This window comes from Nitrospira sp., assembly GCA_029194535.1.
Lineage (GTDB): Bacteria > Nitrospirota > Nitrospiria > Nitrospirales > Nitrospiraceae > Nitrospira_C.
This window is the reverse complement of the sequence record JARFXR010000001.1, coordinates 292,011-308,905: the sequence shown is the minus strand read 5'-3', so window position 1 is coordinate 308,905 and position 16,895 is coordinate 292,011. Positions and strand designations below refer to the sequence as shown.

At 59.9% G+C, this 16,895-nt stretch carries 18 protein-coding genes; 8 read left to right on the top strand and 10 right to left on the bottom strand.

Going from position 1 to position 16,895, the window contains the following annotated elements:
• The 7 genes from P0111_01440 to P0111_01410 all read left to right on the top strand — a co-directional run bounded on the left by P0111_01440 (nt 1) and on the right by P0111_01410 (nt 9,207).
• Nucleotides 1-345 carry a DsrE family protein gene (locus P0111_01440; protein MDF0642666.1) on the top strand — a complete coding sequence of 115 codons (345 nt, stop codon included), beginning with the start codon at nt 1-3 and terminating at the stop codon, nt 343-345.
• Entirely contained in the window at nt 342-581 is a 240-nt protein-coding gene (locus P0111_01435) for a hypothetical protein (GenBank protein ID MDF0642665.1), read from the top strand. Before P0111_01440 ends, P0111_01435 begins: the two co-directional genes overlap by 4 nt.
• A 310-nt stretch (nt 582-891) precedes the next feature.
• Nucleotides 892-2,256: a chromosomal replication initiator protein DnaA gene (dnaA, locus tag P0111_01430; GenBank protein MDF0642664.1), complete on the top strand. Its 1,365-nt coding sequence runs from the start codon at nt 892-894 to the stop codon at nt 2,254-2,256.
• Between the two features lie 24 nt (nt 2,257-2,280).
• Nucleotides 2,281-3,408, top strand: coding sequence for a DNA polymerase III subunit beta (gene dnaN, locus P0111_01425; GenBank protein ID MDF0642663.1), 1,128 nt, complete (start codon nt 2,281-2,283; stop codon nt 3,406-3,408).
• Between the two features lie 54 nt (nt 3,409-3,462).
• Nucleotides 3,463-5,952, top strand: coding sequence for a DNA topoisomerase (ATP-hydrolyzing) subunit B (gene gyrB / locus P0111_01420; protein ID MDF0642662.1), 2,490 nt, complete (start codon nt 3,463-3,465; stop codon nt 5,950-5,952).
• A 162-nt stretch (nt 5,953-6,114) separates the two neighbouring features.
• Complete coding sequence (gyrA, locus tag P0111_01415) at nt 6,115-8,595, top strand: DNA gyrase subunit A (GenBank protein ID MDF0642661.1); 2,481 nt, start codon at nt 6,115-6,117, stop codon at nt 8,593-8,595.
• A 39-nt stretch (nt 8,596-8,634) separates the two neighbouring features.
• Complete coding sequence (locus P0111_01410) at nt 8,635-9,207, top strand: hypothetical protein (protein MDF0642660.1); 573 nt, start codon at nt 8,635-8,637, stop codon at nt 9,205-9,207.
• Here P0111_01410 and P0111_01405 read toward each other — a convergent pair.
• On the bottom strand, nt 9,204-9,674 hold the full coding sequence (locus P0111_01405) for a DUF721 domain-containing protein (protein MDF0642659.1): 471 nt from the start codon (nt 9,672-9,674) through the stop codon (nt 9,204-9,206). The two genes, P0111_01410 and P0111_01405, sit on opposite strands and share 4 nt — an antisense overlap.
• Before the next feature lie 55 nt (nt 9,675-9,729).
• On the opposite strand from P0111_01405, the gene smpB reads away from it, so the two are divergent.
• Nucleotides 9,730-10,197 carry an SsrA-binding protein SmpB gene (smpB, locus tag P0111_01400; protein MDF0642658.1) on the top strand — a complete coding sequence of 156 codons (468 nt, stop codon included), beginning with the start codon at nt 9,730-9,732 and terminating at the stop codon, nt 10,195-10,197.
• 62 nt (nt 10,198-10,259) lie between these two features.
• Here the strand turns inward: smpB and P0111_01395 are convergent, their stop codons facing one another.
• From P0111_01395 to P0111_01355, 9 genes are all read right to left on the bottom strand, one after another.
• Nucleotides 10,260-10,580 carry a hypothetical protein gene (locus tag P0111_01395; protein MDF0642657.1) on the bottom strand — a complete coding sequence of 107 codons (321 nt, stop codon included), beginning with the start codon at nt 10,578-10,580 and terminating at the stop codon, nt 10,260-10,262.
• A gap of 99 nt (nt 10,581-10,679) precedes the next feature.
• Nucleotides 10,680-11,573, bottom strand: coding sequence for a universal stress protein (locus P0111_01390; protein MDF0642656.1), 894 nt, complete (start codon nt 11,571-11,573; stop codon nt 10,680-10,682).
• 10 nt (nt 11,574-11,583) lie between these two features.
• Nucleotides 11,584-11,982: a DUF488 family protein gene (locus P0111_01385; GenBank protein MDF0642655.1), complete on the bottom strand. Its 399-nt coding sequence runs from the start codon at nt 11,980-11,982 to the stop codon at nt 11,584-11,586.
• 44 nt (nt 11,983-12,026) lie between these two features.
• Nucleotides 12,027-12,182, bottom strand: a complete 156-nt coding sequence (locus tag P0111_01380) for a hypothetical protein (GenBank protein ID MDF0642654.1) — start codon at nt 12,180-12,182, stop codon at nt 12,027-12,029.
• 314 nt (nt 12,183-12,496) lie between these two features.
• Nucleotides 12,497-13,072, bottom strand: a complete 576-nt coding sequence (locus P0111_01375; GenBank protein ID MDF0642653.1) for a BON domain-containing protein — start codon at nt 13,070-13,072, stop codon at nt 12,497-12,499.
• Between the two features lie 283 nt (nt 13,073-13,355).
• Complete coding sequence (locus P0111_01370; GenBank protein ID MDF0642652.1) at nt 13,356-13,862, bottom strand: hypothetical protein; 507 nt, start codon at nt 13,860-13,862, stop codon at nt 13,356-13,358.
• A gap of 12 nt (nt 13,863-13,874) precedes the next feature.
• Complete coding sequence (locus P0111_01365; GenBank protein ID MDF0642651.1) at nt 13,875-14,663, bottom strand: hypothetical protein; 789 nt, start codon at nt 14,661-14,663, stop codon at nt 13,875-13,877.
• Between the two features lie 80 nt (nt 14,664-14,743).
• The gene (locus tag P0111_01360) at nt 14,744-15,391 is read right to left on the bottom strand and encodes a LexA family transcriptional regulator (protein ID MDF0642650.1); all 648 of its coding nucleotides are present in this window, start codon (nt 15,389-15,391) and stop codon (nt 14,744-14,746) included.
• 475 nt (nt 15,392-15,866) lie between these two features.
• The gene (locus P0111_01355) at nt 15,867-16,820 is read right to left on the bottom strand and encodes a sugar phosphate nucleotidyltransferase (GenBank protein MDF0642649.1); all 954 of its coding nucleotides are present in this window, start codon (nt 16,818-16,820) and stop codon (nt 15,867-15,869) included.
• Nucleotides 16,821-16,895 lie beyond the last annotated feature (75 nt).

Here is a 16,895-nt window from a genome sequence, read left to right as displayed (position 1 = left end):
ATGGCTAAGCGTATTGCCGTGGTGATTACAGAAGACCCTCGCGAGACGCACCGACCAGTCGAGGCGCTTCGCATCGCCCTCGGCCTTTCCGCCGGCGACCATGACACAACCGTCGTTCTCATAGGTCCCGCCGCTCGCCTCCTCAGTGAGGACACCGACGACGTCATCGATGTCGATATCCTCGAGCGCTATCGCCCTTCCTTCCAACAACTGGGCGTCCGGTTCGTCGTCGACGATACCACCGTCCCCGCGACGCTTCTCCCTGGTTACGCGGTCGAATCGCGATCCAGACAGGATATTCAGGCCTTGTTACGCGCCGCTGAGCGGACGGTGATTTTTACATGAACTCATTTCTCTATCTTCTTCGACGACCGCCGGATCAGATTCCGGACACTCTGTTCCGACCTTCCGACGCCCCCGCCGATGTGGTGCTTCTGGAAGCGGCTACATCGTCTGTCATGTCCGTGCCACATGGGACTGTGTTTAGCCTCAAGCAGGATCGCGCGGGGGACGAAGGGACGCTCACTTACGACGAATTGGTGGAGAAGATATTCGACAGCGAGCGAGTGATGGTGATCTAGAAACAGTGCTCTTACTTCCGAGCGTCTCTCAGGAGAAAGAAATTCGTCGTCGGAGTCGGAGTAGGAATAGGTCCTGTGGAGAAGGAGGGAAGGACATAAGTGTCGAGGTGACCACGAAAGTTCGCCGAGGGACCCTGGTGATGAAGTTGGGGATTGACTCTGGGTTGACGGTGAGTGCAGAGTCAGCAACCGCTGAATCACGTGTCGGGGTGGTGATCTCTCATCCGGGGACCGGAGACCCAGTGTGTGTGGGGCGGCCGGATGAGGGAGTACAATGTACAGTTATCCACAGGTGTGAATAAGCCTGTGTATGGGTGATATTGCAGGGATTATGACTGTCGCATCGGTGTGGCAAGAGGCCCTGGCCTATATCCAGGGAAAAGTCCCAAAACAGGTGTACGACACATGGTTTACGCCGGTTCACCTCGAACGGATCGAGGACAGTACGGCTCAGATTGCGGTGCCGAACAAGTTCTTCGGTGACTGGCTGAGTCAGCATTACGGACCGCTTCTGGAGGAGGCCGTCTCGACGGCCCGCGGCGGCGGGGAAACGGCCGTGTCGTTCGTGGTCTTCAACCGTCTGCCGGCCAAGCACCTGGACTCCACCGTGATCGATCAGGCAGCCAGAGCCGTTGCAGGGGCCAAACCGAAGCGCGGTATCCAGCTGAATCCGAAGTATACGTTCAAGAACTTCGTCGTCGGCGCCGGAAATCAATTCGCCCATGCCGCCTGCATGGCGGTGGCCGAGCAGCCGGCCAAGGCCTATAATCCGTTGTTCATCTACGGAGGGGTCGGCCTCGGCAAGACTCACCTGCTCAATGCCATCGGCAATCACGTCGCGGAACTGACGGATTTGCGGATCGCGTACCTGACGACCGAGCAGTTTACGAACGAGGTCATCAACTCGATCCGCTACGACAAGATGATGGACCTGCGGAAGCGGTACCGACACATCGACATGTTGATGATCGACGACATCCAATTTCTGACCGGGAAAGAACGGACGCAGGAAGAATTCTTCCACACCTTCAACTCCCTCTACGAGGCGCACAAGCAGATCGTCCTCTCCAGCGATCGTTTTCCGAAAGACATGCCCGATATCGAGGAGCGGTTGCGGTCGCGCTTCGAGTGGGGACTGATCGCCGATCTCCAGCCGCCGGACGTCGAAACACGAATCGCCATTTTGCGCAAGAAATCAGAAGATGAAGGCGTCACGCTGCCGGAGGACGTGATCCAGTTCCTCTCGACCACGATGAAAAGCAACATCAGGGAATTGGAAGGCTCCTTGGTCCGGTTGGGCGCCTATGCGTCGCTGACGGGGCAAGTCATTACGTTGGACATGGCCAGAAACGTCCTGAGAGACCTCATCGGCGACAAGAAGAAGATCGTGGCCCTGGAGGATATCCAGGAGGTCGTGAGCACGTGGTTTCACGTGAGAATCGCGGATCTGAAGTCCCGGCGCCGGAGCAAGACCCTGGTCCATCCGAGACAGATCGCCATGTACCTCTGTCGGGAGCTGACCGACGCGTCATATCCGGAAATCGGGCGGCATTTCGGAGGCAAGGACCACACGACGATCATTCACGCTTGCCGACAGATCGGCAAGGCGCGGGATAGCGACAGCGCGCTGCAGGCGACGCTGGATGGACTCAGGGACAAGATCCTGCGCGGCTGACGGCCGCTCGGGGAGAAGGGGACCATGAAGGTACGCATCGGACGCGACGAACTGCTGACGGGCCTGCAACGTGTCCAGGGGGTCGTCGAAAAGCGCAACACCATGCCGATCCTGTCGAACATTCTCCTGGAAGCCAAACAGGAGGGAGTGGAAATCATCGCCACGGATCTCGAGATCGGCATGCGCGGCTTTTACAAGGCGACGGTCCAGAATACCGGCGGCATTACCCTCTCTGCCCGGAAGCTCTACGAGATCATCAAGGAGTTGCCCTCGGGCGACATTGAGATCACCAGCGCGGAGAACAACTGGACGAACATCCAGGCCGGGAAGAGCCAGTTCAAGATCGTGGGATTGCCCAGCGCGGATTACCCGGCCCTGCCGACCATCGAACGCGAGGGCCTCATTCCCCTGTCCGGGGCCGGTCTGCTGGAGCTGATCCGGAAAACCCTCTTTGCCGCGGGAGACAACGACGCCCGCTACATCCTGAACGGGTTGCTCGTCATGTTGATCTCCGCCGACCGGAAAACGACGCTCCGCTTGGTCGGGACCGACGGCCACCGGCTCGCCGTGGCGGAACAGGACTTGGGAAAGCCGGAAGGGAAGGGCGTGCCGCAGGAGATCAAGGCCATCATCCCGAAGAAGGCGGCCCATGAAATGCGACGCCTGTTGGAAGAAGGCGGTGACGGCGAACCGCTGATCGGGTTCACGAAAAACCTCATGATTTTCCGGAAGAGCGGGCTGTTGCTGACCTCGCGCCTCATGGAGGGCAACTATCCGAACTATCAGCAGGTGATTCCCAAAGAAAGCAACAGGCGCATCAACGTCGCTCGGCTGGAGTTGGAGAGCGGGTTGCGCCGCGTGTCCGTGCTGTCCAGGGACAAAGCCAACGCGGTCAAATTGTCGTTTGCACCGGGCCGGCTTTCGTTGTTCTCCAGCAGTCCCGACTACGGGGAGGCGGCGGAAGATCTGCCGGCGCGGTACGAAGGAGAGGCGCTGAATACCGGATTCAACGCACGGTATCTGCTCGACGTGCTCGGAGTCATGGACGGCGAGACCCTCTCGCTCCAAATGGACAATCCGTTGAGTCCCTGCCTCATTCAAGAAGCGGAAAGTCCCGGATTCAGGTGCGTCGTGATGCCGATCAAGATCTGAATCCGGCGCGCGTGATGCAGGGCGCGCTGAGAGGCGGGGCGACTAGGAAACGGGATGGCCACGAAAGAATCTGACGAGAGATCGGGCGAACCGAACTCACCGAAGTCCGACAGCTACAGCGCGGACCAGATCAAGGTGCTGGAAGGGCTCGACGCGGTCCGCAAGCGTCCGGCGATGTACATCGGCAGCACCGGGGTGGACGGGCTGCACCATCTCGTCTACGAAGTCGTCGACAACAGCGTCGACGAGCACATGGCCGGCTTCGGGGAAGCGATCGAAGTTACCGTGCACATCGACGGCAGCGTGACGGTCGTCGACAACGGGCGCGGCATTCCCACCGGAATGCATCCGACCCAGAAGAAGTCGGCCGCGGAGGTAGCGCTCACGGTGCTCCACGCGGGCGGCAAGTTCGAGCAGGGCGCCTACACCGTGTCCGGCGGATTGCACGGAGTCGGCATCTCGGTCGTCAACGCGCTGTCCGAATGGCTCGAACTGGAGATTTGGCAGGACGGCCTGGTCTTCGAGCAGCGGTACGAGCGCGGGAAGCCCGGCGCCCCGCTGAAGGACAGCGGGAAAACGAAGCGCCGCGGCACCAAGGTCCGATTCAAGCCGGACGACCAGATTTTCGAGACGCTGGAGTTCAGCTTCGACGTGCTGGCGCAGCGTCTTCGAGAGCTGGCGTTCCTGAACAAGGGCCTCGCGATCACCTTGAAGGACGAGCGCAAGGAGCCCGCCAAGGAACAGACGTTCCTGTACAAGGGCGGCATCGTGTCGTTCGTCGAGCACCTGAACGAAGCCAAGACTCCCTTGCACAAGCCGATCTATGTGAACGTCGAAAAAGAGAAGATGATTCTGGAAGTGGCGCTCCAGTACAACGACGGCTATGCGGAGAACCTGTTCTCCTTCGCGAACAACATCAACACAAAGGAAGGGGGCACCCACCTGGTCGGGTTCAAGGCCGCCCTGACGAGGACGATCAACAACTATGCCAACGCCAATGATCTCCTCAAGAAGGAGACCGAGTCGCTCACGGGCGACGACGTGCGCGAGGGACTCACGGCCGTCGTGAGCGTGAAAGTCCGCAACCCCCAGTTCGAGGGTCAGACCAAAGCCAAGCTCGGCAACAGCGAGGTGAAGGGGGTCGTGGAAGCCGCGGTCAACGAGGCGCTGGGGACCTACTTCGAGGAGAACCCTCCGGTCGCCCGGAAGATCATCGGGAAAGCCATCGACGCCGCCCGTGCCCGCGAGGCCGCCCGCAAGGCGAAGGATCTCATCCGGCGCAAGAGCGCGCTCGACGGAGGGTCGCTGCCCGGCAAGTTGGCGGACTGTTCGGAGAAGGACCCGGCGGTCAGCGAATTGTACATCGTCGAGGGAGATTCGGCCGGCGGCTCGGCCAAACAAGGGCGCGACCGGAAATTCCAGGCGATCTTGCCGCTGAAGGGCAAGATCCTGAACGTCGAGAAGGCGCGCTTCGACAAGATGCTCACCAGCGACGAGATCCGCACGCTCATCATGGCCTTGGGCACCGGCATCGGCCGCAAGCGCGAGGAAGGCGACAAGGCCGACAAGGACACCTTCGACATCGCGAAAGCCCGATATCACAAGATCATTCTCATGACCGACGCCGACGTGGACGGGAGCCACATTCGGACGCTGCTCCTGACGTTCTTCTTCCGGCAAATGCCCGAGCTGCTCGAGCGGGGCTACGTGTATATCGCGCAGCCGCCGCTTTTCAAGGTGAAGAAGGGCAAGGCCGAGCGGTATCTGAAGGACGAGGGGGCGCTGAACGAGCACTTGGCCGATCTCGCCGTCGAGGACGTCGAACTCTATGTGGAAGGGGCGCAGGGTTTCGTCACGGGACGGCGGTTGCTGCCGATTCTCAAGAAGATGATCGCGTTCGAGACGTTGCTCATGCGGTTGAACAAGAAACCGCACGAAGCCGCGATGCTCCGGGCGTTCGTCGACGAGCCGGGTTTGGATCGGGATCTCCTCAAGAGCCGTGAGGCCCTCGTCACGATCGTGGCGAACGTGAAGAAGACGCTCGGTCTGGTCTTTCCCAAGCTGGCTCCCACCCTCGACATTCTTCAGGACGAGGAACACCAATCGAGCCGGGTGTCCTGCCGAGTCCATGCCAACGGAATCGCGCACGCGCTCGATGTGACTCACGACCTGGTCGGCTCCGCCGATTTCCGGGAACTGCAGAAACTGACGCCGTCCGCCATCGGTCTCGGCCGCCTGCCCTATCGGCTCAAGTCCAAGGGGCAGGAGCAGCAGATTCATTCCACCGCCGACTTGGTCAAGACCATCTTGGATCTGGGGAAGCAGGGGCTCAGCATTCAGCGCTACAAAGGGTTGGGCGAGATGAATCCGGAGCAGCTCTGGGAGACGACCATGAATCCGGAGGTCCGCACCCTGCTCAAGGTCAAGCTGGAAGACATGACCGGGGTGGACGAGATTTTCACCATTCTCATGGGCGACGAAGTGGAGCCGCGCAGGAACTTCATCCAAGCGCACGCGCTCGAAGTGAGAAATTTGGACGTGTAGCGGGCGGGTCCTGTCGGTGGACAGCCCCGACATGCTCGCTCCACCCATCCCCCAGTGGGTCCCTTCCGCTGCGCGTGTCGGGGCGCCCGTCCGCCGCCACCCGCGCTACATCCATTGGGTTGCGGGAAGAATGAAATAGGAAAATAGGAATGGAAGCCAAAGATGCCGCCGGATGAACGCCTAGGCCAGATCGCGATCGAAGACGAGATGCGGTCGTCCTATCTGGATTACGCCATGAGCGTGATCGTGGGACGCGCCCTCCCCGACGTCCGCGACGGCTTGAAGCCCGTGCATCGCCGCATCCTCTTCGGCATGAACGAGATGGGCCTGGTCCACAATCGGGCCTACCGCAAGTCGGCCAAGATCGTCGGCGAGATCATGGGCAACTATCATCCGCATGGCGATTCGGCGATCTACGACACCCTGGTGCGCATGGCGCAGGATTTCAACATGCGCTATCCGCTGGTGGACGGCCAGGGCAACTACGGATCGATGGACGGTGATTCTCCTGCCGCCATGCGGTACACCGAAGCCCGCATGACGAGGTTGGCCGAGGAACTCTTGGCCGACATCGACAAGGAAACGGTGGATTTCGGTCCGAACTACGATGAGTCCCGCGTGGAGCCCCTCGTCCTTCCCACGAAAGTTCCCAATCTCCTCATCAACGGAGCGGGCGGCATCGCCGTCGGCTATGCGACGAACATCCCGACGCACAATCTGGGCGAGGTGGTGGAAGGGCTGTTGCTGCTGCTGGAGAATCCCGACGTGACCGTGGCGCAATTGATGAAGAAGATCCCCGGACCGGATTTTCCCACCGCCGGATTCATTTACGGCATGAGCGGCATCAAGGACGCCTACGAGACCGGGCGCGGCCTGCTGAAGCTGAGGGCGAAGGTCGTCGTGGAATCGGAGCAGCGCACGGACCGTGAGCGGCTCATCGTGACGGAGATTCCGTTCCAAGTGAACAAGGCGAAGCTGATCGAGAAAATTGCGGAGCTGATCCAGGACGACCGGATCAAGGGCATTTCCGATTTGCGCGACGAATCCTCGGCGCGGGAGGGCGTCCGCATCGTCATCGAACTCAAGCGGGCGGAAATCCCGTTGGTCGTCCTGAATAATCTCTACAAGCACACGCAGCTTGAAACGACGTTCGGCGTGATCATGTTGGCGCTGGTGAACAACCGTCCGGAGGTGCTGAACCTCAAGCAGATCCTTCACCACTTCATCGAGCATCGCCGCGAAGTGGTGGTGCGGCGGACGTCCTTCGAGCTGCGGAAAGCCGAGGAGCGGGCGCATATTCTGGAGGGCCTGAAGATCGCGCTCGATAACCTCGATGCCGTGATCGCCTTGATCCGGCGGGCTCAATCGCCGGATGAGGCCAGGGCCGGCCTGGTGCGACAGTTCGCCCTGAGCGAGATTCAGGCGAACGCCATCTTGGACATGCGGCTCCAGCGGCTGACGCAACTGGAGCGTACCAAGCTGATCGAAGAATACGCGGAGGTGTTGAAGCAGATCGAGTATCTCAAGTCGGTCCTCGGCAGCGAGGCTCTGGTGCGCAAGATCATCAAGGACGAGCTGACGCGGATCTACGAGACCTATCGCGACGAGCGGAGGACGCAAATCGTCAAGGAAGAGGCCGAGATCAGCGTCGAGGATCTGATCGCCGAAGAGGAGGTCGTCGTCACGATTTCCCACGCCGGCTACATCAAGCGCAACGCTGCGTCGCTCTATCGGGCCCAGCGCCGCGGGGGAAAGGGCAAGATCGGGATGGGCATCAAGGACGAGGATTTCGTCGAGACGCTCTTTACGGCCTCGACCCACGACGCGTTGCTGTTTTTCACGGATGCCGGAAAAGTCTACTGGCTGAAGGTGCACGAGATCCCCGAGGCGAGCCGCGCGGCCAAAGGCAAGGCGCTGGTCAATCTGCTGGCCCTCTCGGGAAGCGAAAAGGTGACGGCCACGCTGCCCGTCAAGGAATACCGTGACGACCGCTTCGTGGTCATGGCCACGAAGCGGGGGATCATCAAGAAGACCGAGCTGTCAGCCTACAGCAATCCACGCCAGGGCGGCATCATCGCGCTGGGACTGGAAGAGGGCGACAAGCTCATCGGTGTCCACATCACGGACGGCCAACGGGAGATTCTGCTGGGCACGAAACAGGGCATCACCATCCGCTTCAAAGAGGACGAGGTCCGGCCGATGGGACGGACCGCCTACGGGGTGAAGGGCATCACGCTCGAAGAAGGCAACGAGGTGATCGGGATGGAGACGATCACCCCCGACTCGACGACCGCCATCCTGACCGTGACGGAGGAAGGCTACGGCAAGCGGACGCCGGTCACGGAATATCGTGTCCAGGGCCGCGGCGGTAAGGGAATCATCAGCGTGAAGACGACCGAACGGAACGGATTGGCCGTCGGGTTTCTCCAAGTGCGCGATGGCGATGAGATCATGCTGATGGCCGCACAAGGCAAGGTGCTTCGGTGTAAAGTGGATGACATTCGTGAGATCGGTCGCAACACGCAAGGCGTCCGGATTCTCGACCTCGAGGGTGAGGAGGACCGTGTCGTGGCGGTGGCCCGGCTCGCTGAAAGCGGTGAGCGGGAAGAGCAAAATCCCGCTGAAGGCGTCGCCGGTCAATAACGCCCGCTCCGCCCGCCCTCGTGGCCGCTCGCCCCGCTCATGAACAACACCACGATCCAGGCCCAGCCCCCTGCCCCACGGAAGAAACCGCTCGATACCGTCGTCAAGCTGGCCCTCGCGGTGTTCTTCGGATCATTCGGCCTGATCTGGGGCGGGATGTACCTCAGCCGGCCGGACCGATCGATTCCGCCCTACAGTATTGGATCGCAGGAGGGGACCGCGGTGTCGGTGCACGTGCCGGCTTGGACGAGCGACACCGAAATCGAGACGCTCATCGAGCGGTTTCGGAAGGTCGGGCGCGAAACCAGAAACTTCGGTTCCATGAAGATCAGGCCCACCACGCCGGACGATCCGAAGGGGCGATACCGACAAATCACTATTTATATTTTCACTCATGACGCCTGGGCGGAAGCGCCGATTCTGCACAAATACCTGAGCGGAGGAGATCGGGAGGTTCGCGAAGGATTTCGGAAAGCGATGCGCGGGTTCTATCAACTGTCGGAATCGGAAGAGGAGGGGCGCATCGGTCCGCTGGTGGACGGACCGGACTCGGCTGCAACCGCCGCGTACTCTCGTCGGCTCTTCAAGGAAGCGCTCCAGCCCGGATCCTAACGATGGCCGGCGCGTGACAGGGCCTCGGCCATCACCTGCGTGAGGCGGCGCCGGAGTTCTTCGTCCTGGATGGCCGATGCGTGAGCCGAAGCCTCGACCAGGGCCGCCTCGGTCGTCGGAACCAGGGCGGCCGACAGCGCAGGATCCGTGCCGCTGCGGCTTGCAGGAAGTTCGCCCACGCGCAACGCGAGGTCCGTGATGAGTGTCGCGTTCGCTTCATGGAGTTTGGCCAGGAGCGCCGGCTTCAAAAACGTCAGTTGCTGCATCCAGACGGAGTTGCGGACGATGAGGTGGAGTTTCTTAAAGCGAATGTGATCCGGCCAGGTATGGGACGCCATCGGTTCGCCGACGATCCGGACCCAATCACGTTGAAGGCGCAATTCCAGCAGGCGCGACTCCAGGCCGAGCCGCTTCGCCAGGCCGGACAGGATGGTTCCGAAGGCATCGACTGGTCCGGGGCCGCGCATGGTCGGATCTTAGGGCGTGGTGCCGGCTGGGTCAAGACGGGAAGCTGAGCGACGGATGGCACAACGAGAGACGGAACGGGCCGTGGCGACCAACCGCAAGGCGTTCCACGATTATTTCATCGAAGAGAAGTTTGAAGCCGGAATCCAGTTGCAGGGCACGGAGGTCAAGTCTCTGCGGGAAGGCAAGGTCAATCTCCAGGACAGTTATGCGAGCGTGAGGGACGGAGAAATCTTCCTCCACCACTGTCACATCAGTCCCTACAGCCACGGCAATATCATGAACCATGATCCGGTCAGGGTGCGGAAGCTCCTCCTGCACCGGAAGGAAATCAACAAGCTGCTCGGCAAGACCCAGCAGAAAGGGCTGACGCTCATCCCCCTCCGGATCTATTTCACCAAGCGCGGCTTCGCCAAAGTGGAACTGGGACTGGCCAAGGGCAAGAAACTGTATGACCGCCGCGACTCCATTAAAGCCCGCGAAGCCGGCCGCGAGGTCGAACGAGCAATCAAAGAGCGAAAGTAAGTCTTCCTCAGGCTTGTCGAACGGTCATGCTGTTGACAAAGACGTCTAGACGTCTTACTGTATTAATTCAGCTTGTATACCCAGTTCTGTCTCAGTTTTTCAATCCCGCTCTTGTGCAAGGTCGCCGTTCGAGTGCCTAACTCACCACGTTGATTCTTTCGAAAGTCATCCCTCGTGACCTCTCCAAGGTAGATTTCTGTAACCGTCATCGACGTTCTGTCTCTTGCAGGTTCAGCCTCGTTGTCCACGTGGTAGACAAAGACGCACATCCATTGATCCCGCGCTCCGTGAGTATCGACGGCGCCACCGGCCTTCCGAGTCGTCTTGATTTCCACACCTTCGGAACCAGCCTTGACCTTGTTGTCGGCGTATACACCGCTCACGACTAAAGCTTGACCTCTTGTGAAGGTACTGGGAATCTTTTCCGACTCCCGCGCGGCGTCAGCTGAGGGTGGCTGGTCCAGGAATCCAACGTGAACCGGTCACGACACGAACGAGCGAGGGAACTTCTTTCCTGCGAGGACGGGGCAGGGGGCGAGACGCAAGACGGTTGCCGCGACGCTGCCCTGTAATGCGCGGGAAATCCCTCGCCGGCCATGCGTCCCCATGATGATGAGATCACAAGGCGACGCTCGAACAAATTCGAGAATCGAATCGGCCGGCGCCCCGCCACGAATCACCTGACGGGCCGAGACGCCCGCCGACCTGATCGTGCTCACGTACGTCTTGAATTGGGCGTCGAGTCGTTCGTCGAGCCGGCCTCCCCCCAACTCCTGGGGCAGCGTAAAATCATGGCCGTAGAACACGGGTTCCAGGACGTGGAGGAGCGTCAAGGATGCGCCGAAGACCTTCGCCATCTGGATACCGTACTCCAAGGCACCCACCGAGCACTCGGAAAAATCAATCGGGATGACGATGTGTTGGAACCTGATCGGACCATGACCGGGCGTCGCCTCGGATCCGCTCGCCGCTCGCACCGTCAACACGGGACAGGGGGCCATGGTCACGACGCGTTCGGCAGTACTGCCCAATAGAATGTGGCCGAGACCGGTTCTTCCATGGGTGCCCATCACGATGACATCCGCGTTCCAGGCCTCGGCCGCAGCGCAAATCTGCACGCTGGGAATGCCGGTCGACTGATGACCGGTCACCGGAACCGTCGATCGTTGAAGGCGGCGGACCGTATCGGCCAGCATGCCGTCCGTCTCGCGATGGTCCTGTATTCCGGCGTAGATCCCTGGGTAGATTTCCGATACGTGGATGACATCGACCGAGGCTCCGCAAGTCGAGCTTAGCTTCGCCGCGTACTCCTCGGCGTGGCTGGCGCAGGCAGAAAAGTCGGTTGCGAACAACAGCCGTTTTATTACGTCGTGCATCGCCGCCATCTCATCCGCCGCTCCTGTCACGCGGCCTCTTCGCGATGATCTTCTTGTAGGCGACCTTATCCAAGACCTCTTTCAAGACGACGGCTTGGTTGTGCTCCTCATCGGCTGCGCCATACACAAGTGTGATCGTCCGTTTGCGTGAGAGGCGCGCAAGCTTTTGCAGCTCATCCACCATTCCGGACCGACCCAACTCCGCTTGGTATCGCTTCCGAAACTCAGTCCATCTGGCTGGTTCATGTCCGAACCATTTGCGGAGCGAGGTGCTCGGCGCGACATCCCTCCACCATTCGACGATCTGAGCCCGTTTTTTGGTGATTCCCCGTGGCCACACGCGATCAACCAAGACGCGAACGCCGTCACGCGCGCGCGGCTCACTGTACACACGTTTGATTCGTATCATTGCGGGCTCCTGGTTCTTTCACTCACCGGCCCGGACCACGTCCTTCAACCCAACTTCCCGACCGCGTGCTCTTCCGCTGACTGCCCGAGAGAGAAGAGCAGCGCCTCTTGCCTGGATGGATCGAGGTAGGCCGGTGTCTGGCCAAGCGGCACGCGCCACACGGCAGCCGCGGAATGCGTCGGACCCTTAGAAAAATTCATGAACCATATCTGCGAGGGCCGTAAGCAGGATCTGCTCCCGGTTCGATTCACTCCGTGCGAGGGACACCGCTAGCTTGTTGACTTGGTCCAGCGTCACGTTCGGAGGCATCGGCGGCGCGAACGGGTCTGCGACCGCCTCATTGAAGACAGGCCACACAGGCGCCGGCTCTCGCCCCGAGGAGGCCCGGGTGCAGGAGCCAACCCGTGCGATGTGTGAGGTGGAATGTTCCGTTTCGACCCTTTTCCGGGTCGCGTCCGCTCACTAGAAGTCCACCGAAATGGTAACGAAGGTATTATGTTTCGCGTTCGGTCTGCTAGGACCTCGGTTGCACCTTGATCGCATTCACCACCTTGCTGACTCCCTGAACTGATTGGGCAGCCTTCACCGCCGCCTCTTCCTGGAGCGGCTGCTCAACCGAGCCGGACAGCGTGGCCACCGTATGGTCCACACGGACCCGCAACGTGTGCGTCTGTTCTCGCAGCGCATCCACGCCTCGCAAGGTGCTCCATACCGCCTTCCGGAGGCGATAGTCTGTCGAGATCGGCTTATCGACGATGATGCGGTTATTCAACTTTTTCACCCCGGGAACAGTACTTGCGATTAGGCTGGCCAGTCCCTTCTGGTCCTCCGTCAAGACTTCGCCGTAGAGCGTCGCCTGTCCTTCGTGCACTTCGACGTCGAGGACCTCCCAATCTATGCGGCCATCCGTTCGGAGACGCTCCTCGACCTTGTACTTGACCTGTTCGTCGCTTTGGGCTTGCTCAGCAATCAGGTGCGTGATCGGACCAGTACTCAGTGACCGCTCGCTTGCTAGGACGACGGAACCGGAAAGGCACACACTCATGACAGCAGTGAGGGAAACGTTCAGAATAGGCGAATCTCCGTTCATGATCAATCTCCCTGTGACGTGCACGCGTCAGCGTGCAGTGCACCTCCTGCGCAGGCAGGAGGATATTCTGCGTTGGTGAGGCACCTCTTATCGCAAACCGCGCAAGCTATCTTCGACAGTCGTCGACGGTCATCTATGGTTTGACCACTACTGCGCACAGTCGGCGGTGCTCGCTTCGCGCTCTCACGCCATGGTGTGGGTCCCTTCGCCGCTTGAGAATCGAGTCGCGTGCTGGAACCCAGCAATCGTGAGCGCGCCCCATGGAACCTGGGAACCTGGCACCCTATTTCGCCGGCTCGAGATGCTTGATGTGGTATAGGAACCGCACGTGGCCCTTATCCGTCACATAAGCCTCGACCTTGTTCCCCACCTTGAAAGCGCCTTCCAGGTGCGTGGTCTTGTCGACATGCAAGCGGACTTCGTGACCGGCCGTATCGTGCACCGTATAATAGTCTCCCTCGATCTTCAGCACATCTCCTTCGACGATCCTCGAACCAGACGTGGCCATCGTACCGGCGGCGGTTAGATGGATGATGGAACGCGCGTGCCCCTTATCCGTCACGTGGGTCTCGACCTTGTCCCCCACCTTGAAGGTGCCGCCCTCCAAGTGCGTGGTCTTGTCGACATGCAAGCGGACTTCGTGGCCGGCCGTATCGTGCACCGTATAATAGTCTCCCTCGATCTTCAGCACGTCTCCTTCGACAATCTTGGAACTCGCTGCGTATAGAAGGGTTGCGATCCCGATACTGCCGATCAGTGTAAACACGAACAGCGCGATGGGGGTTTTCATACCGCCTCCTTCTTAATTTCTTGGCGTGAACGCGACATCCGTCACTTTCTGTTCATCGTCAACGAGAAGCACCACGGAATCACCTTTGGATACCGCGGTCAGTCGTTGCTGAATGAGCGGACGTACCGGATAGGAGCGCTCCTTGCCGTCCTCGGTGCGAATAACGACGGTATCGTCTTTCAAGGGCTTTACGATCACGCCGACAATGCGGCTCAGGTTGCCCTTCAAGGGAGTCTTCTTTTGCCAAAGTTCCGCCGCGTGATGAACCGCCTCTTTGCTGCCGTAGGTCACATCCACGACCTTGTCCAGTTCGTCGATGAGAAAGACGGCGTCCACGCCCACGGGAACGGAGGCGACCTTGCTTCGAGCGACCGGCCTCACCAGGTGAGATTCCTCTTTCCCATTCGTTGTACGAATCACCGCCTTGTCGTGTCCGGTTTCCATGGGCCCGGCGAGCTGACCGTGAATCACACGGTGATGGGAGGACTCACCGACTTTATGCACATCGACCAACAGGTTTTGATCATTGACGGTGAGTTCGATCCGATCGCCTGCCTTAAGATCCGGCAGCCCCTTGGCCTTCCTGACCCCCATGGGGATGAACCGCGGCTCGAGCTCTCCGGTGTCGACTCGTGCCTGGTCACTTCTGATTTCCAGGACTGTGCCGAGCAGCACCCGATCGCCGGGCACCAACTGCGGATGAGTCGACTCCAAATCAGGCGCTGCGCCGACGGGGGAGCCGGCGCCGAGCCACCACGCAAGGACAATCACAAATCGCCACCAACCGTTACGTTTCATCATACTTCCCTTTCCGGACCGGCCGCTTGGTTGTAGAGGATCATGTCATCGTTCTCCATGCTCATGAAGATATTCAAAAGGTTTCAGAGATTCTTGCGCAGCCTGACGACCTTTCCCCACACGGCGTCTCGGGTCGTGACCGGAAGATCGTCGTATTTCCGGTTCAGCGGATGGAGCATGCAGTGACTGCCGATGCGTTTGATCTGTCGAAGGAACAGGGCGTCCGAGTGTCCGTCCCCACTCTGGGCAATGACATAGTCGCCCGGGTTCCATTCGAGGTCGGGATTCACAAAAATCATTTCTCCTTCGCTGAACAGGGGCTCCATCGAGTCGTCCGGGACTTTCGCGGCGACGGTGCGTATCCCCGTCACGTCCGTCGCCTCGATCAGAGCTTCGGCGTGGGCGGCCTCAGGAAGGGTTTGGCCCGTGACGATCTGGCCCAGGTGCTGCCACTGGAGCAGGGGAAACTTCCGGATTTCACCCGCCGCGGAATGATGGGTACTCCCCGGGAGTTCCACCGTTGTTCTCGCATGGGTCGACTCTCCGGTCCGCAGGAAATCCACATCCATCCGAAAGTACCGCGCGAATTTTTCCCAGGTGGTACGGTCATGCGGCAGCCTGCCGGCCAGAATATTCTCGATCGTCCGCTCGGACACCGCCACGGCCGAGGCCAGCTCTTTTTCCGTCAGTCCCTCGCCGAGTTCTCGATGAACCAGCCCCTTGAGGTTCACTGTGGTGGCTCCTAGTGAGAAAACAACATCACTTGACCGCTACCAATCGTCTTGTTCGAACAACAGAGCAACTAGCAATCCCCCTAGACTCTAATCTCAAATGTGGTGATCGCGTCGCACGAATCCACAGAGAAACTGAAGACCCAAGACGACCGCGACCTGCGTGGAAACCAACGCCGCCGATAACTTTCTCGCTTTTGTGCAGCTCGCATCCCTCACCATGCTGCTCCAACAATTTTGAGATAGACTCGAGTCTCTATCGCGTGACGGAATTTCTGTCCCGCAAAAGTCATACCGATGAAATCCAACCTGTCACCGAGACCCATCGCGCTCTACGTAATCCTCTTAAGAATGCAGCGTATCTGAATGTCTCAAGCGGACTCGGGTAGACGAGCGCGTTCTGGATCATCCTGTCATGTCTGTGCGATACCGCTCGGTACGCACGCTATAGAGATGCACGCGGCTGAACCGTTCATCACCCTACATAGACGAATGGGAGCGCGACCTCCGCCGTCGCCGGCCGTTTCCCGATCTTTTCGAGACCCGACAGGATTCGCTCGGGCTTCCCCCAGTCACTCCAGAGGACCCTCGTCATTTCCATGACCGCGGGCCGTTCCGGCGCGCATTCGAGCAGGTGCGAGGAGAAGTTCCGGGGCGGCATGATCGTATAGATTTCGTCAAGGACCCTCAGTTCCTCAGCCGTGTCGATGGCTTCTTTCAGCCGTTCGAAGAGCGGCATCATCTCGGGAAAGCACGTCCATCCCAAGCTCCAGAGTGTTCTTCCTTCGGCTGCCAGTACCATCGTATTCCACAGACTGCCGGCGGCCTCGGCTTCGATGGCAGCGGCCTCGTCTGGTTTCTCAAGGAACGTCTCCACCGCATGGACGGGCGCCTTCCCTGTCCATCCCAGAAAGCGTCCCGGCTTGATCCAGCCATACTCCAATTCCAGGCTGTCCGGTTTGACCCCGAGTAAGACGGGTCGGCCGTCAAGACCGGCGCTTCCCCGCACCGCCTGCTCGACTGCAGCCACAAACGAATCCTCCGGATGGACGAAATGATCCGATGGATAGATCACCACGGTCGCCCACGGATCACGCGCCAAGATGAAAGTGAGGGGCAGAAATATGCCGGCCGCCGTGTCCACGTTCTTAGGCTGTAACAGCACCATGCCGGCCGGTCTGCCATCGAGCTGGGCCCAGACTTCATGTTGATGGTGTCGGGCCGCCACGACGACCACGCGCTCCCAGGGGGTCAATTTGGCCGCTCGGTCGAGGGTGTGCTGGAACATCGAGCGAGAACCGACGAAAGTGCAGTATTGCTTCGGCCTCTCGTAGCCGAACCAACGCCGGATGAATTCCTTGGTCCGCACTCCGTCACCGCCTGCCAATACGATCGACCACAAATTCTCTCGTCCATTTCCGTGCTGCATTCCGTCCTCCTGTAGCTTTTCAACCAGCGTCCTGCTGGAAAGAGTTTCCTTCACCTGCCGGTGTCACAATAGCTC

What these genes read in the sequence shown, in the direction of transcription:
- P0111_01440 (MDF0642666.1), top strand. Translation starts at nt 1, where the DNA reads ATGGCTAAGCGTATTGCCGTGGTGATTACAGAAGACCCTCGCGAGACG.
- P0111_01435 (MDF0642665.1), top strand. Translation starts at nt 342, where the DNA reads ATGAACTCATTTCTCTATCTTCTTCGACGACCGCCGGATCAGATTCCG.
- dnaA (MDF0642664.1), top strand. Translation starts at nt 892, where the DNA reads ATGGGTGATATTGCAGGGATTATGACTGTCGCATCGGTGTGGCAAGAG.
- dnaN (MDF0642663.1), top strand. Translation starts at nt 2,281, where the DNA reads ATGAAGGTACGCATCGGACGCGACGAACTGCTGACGGGCCTGCAACGT.
- gyrB (MDF0642662.1), top strand. Translation starts at nt 3,463, where the DNA reads ATGGCCACGAAAGAATCTGACGAGAGATCGGGCGAACCGAACTCACCG.
- gyrA (MDF0642661.1), top strand. Translation starts at nt 6,115, where the DNA reads ATGCCGCCGGATGAACGCCTAGGCCAGATCGCGATCGAAGACGAGATG.
- P0111_01410 (MDF0642660.1), top strand. Translation starts at nt 8,635, where the DNA reads ATGAACAACACCACGATCCAGGCCCAGCCCCCTGCCCCACGGAAGAAA.
- P0111_01405 (MDF0642659.1), bottom strand. Translation starts at nt 9,674, where the DNA reads ATGCGCGGCCCCGGACCAGTCGATGCCTTCGGAACCATCCTGTCCGGC.
- smpB (MDF0642658.1), top strand. Translation starts at nt 9,730, where the DNA reads ATGGCACAACGAGAGACGGAACGGGCCGTGGCGACCAACCGCAAGGCG.
- P0111_01390 (MDF0642656.1), bottom strand. Translation starts at nt 11,573, where the DNA reads ATGCACGACGTAATAAAACGGCTGTTGTTCGCAACCGACTTTTCTGCC.
- P0111_01385 (MDF0642655.1), bottom strand. Translation starts at nt 11,982, where the DNA reads ATGATACGAATCAAACGTGTGTACAGTGAGCCGCGCGCGCGTGACGGC.
- P0111_01380 (MDF0642654.1), bottom strand. Translation starts at nt 12,182, where the DNA reads ATGAATTTTTCTAAGGGTCCGACGCATTCCGCGGCTGCCGTGTGGCGC.
- P0111_01375 (MDF0642653.1), bottom strand. Translation starts at nt 13,072, where the DNA reads ATGAACGGAGATTCGCCTATTCTGAACGTTTCCCTCACTGCTGTCATG.
- P0111_01370 (MDF0642652.1), bottom strand. Translation starts at nt 13,862, where the DNA reads ATGAAAACCCCCATCGCGCTGTTCGTGTTTACACTGATCGGCAGTATC.
- P0111_01365 (MDF0642651.1), bottom strand. Translation starts at nt 14,663, where the DNA reads ATGATGAAACGTAACGGTTGGTGGCGATTTGTGATTGTCCTTGCGTGG.
- P0111_01355 (MDF0642649.1), bottom strand. Translation starts at nt 16,820, where the DNA reads ATGCAGCACGGAAATGGACGAGAGAATTTGTGGTCGATCGTATTGGCA.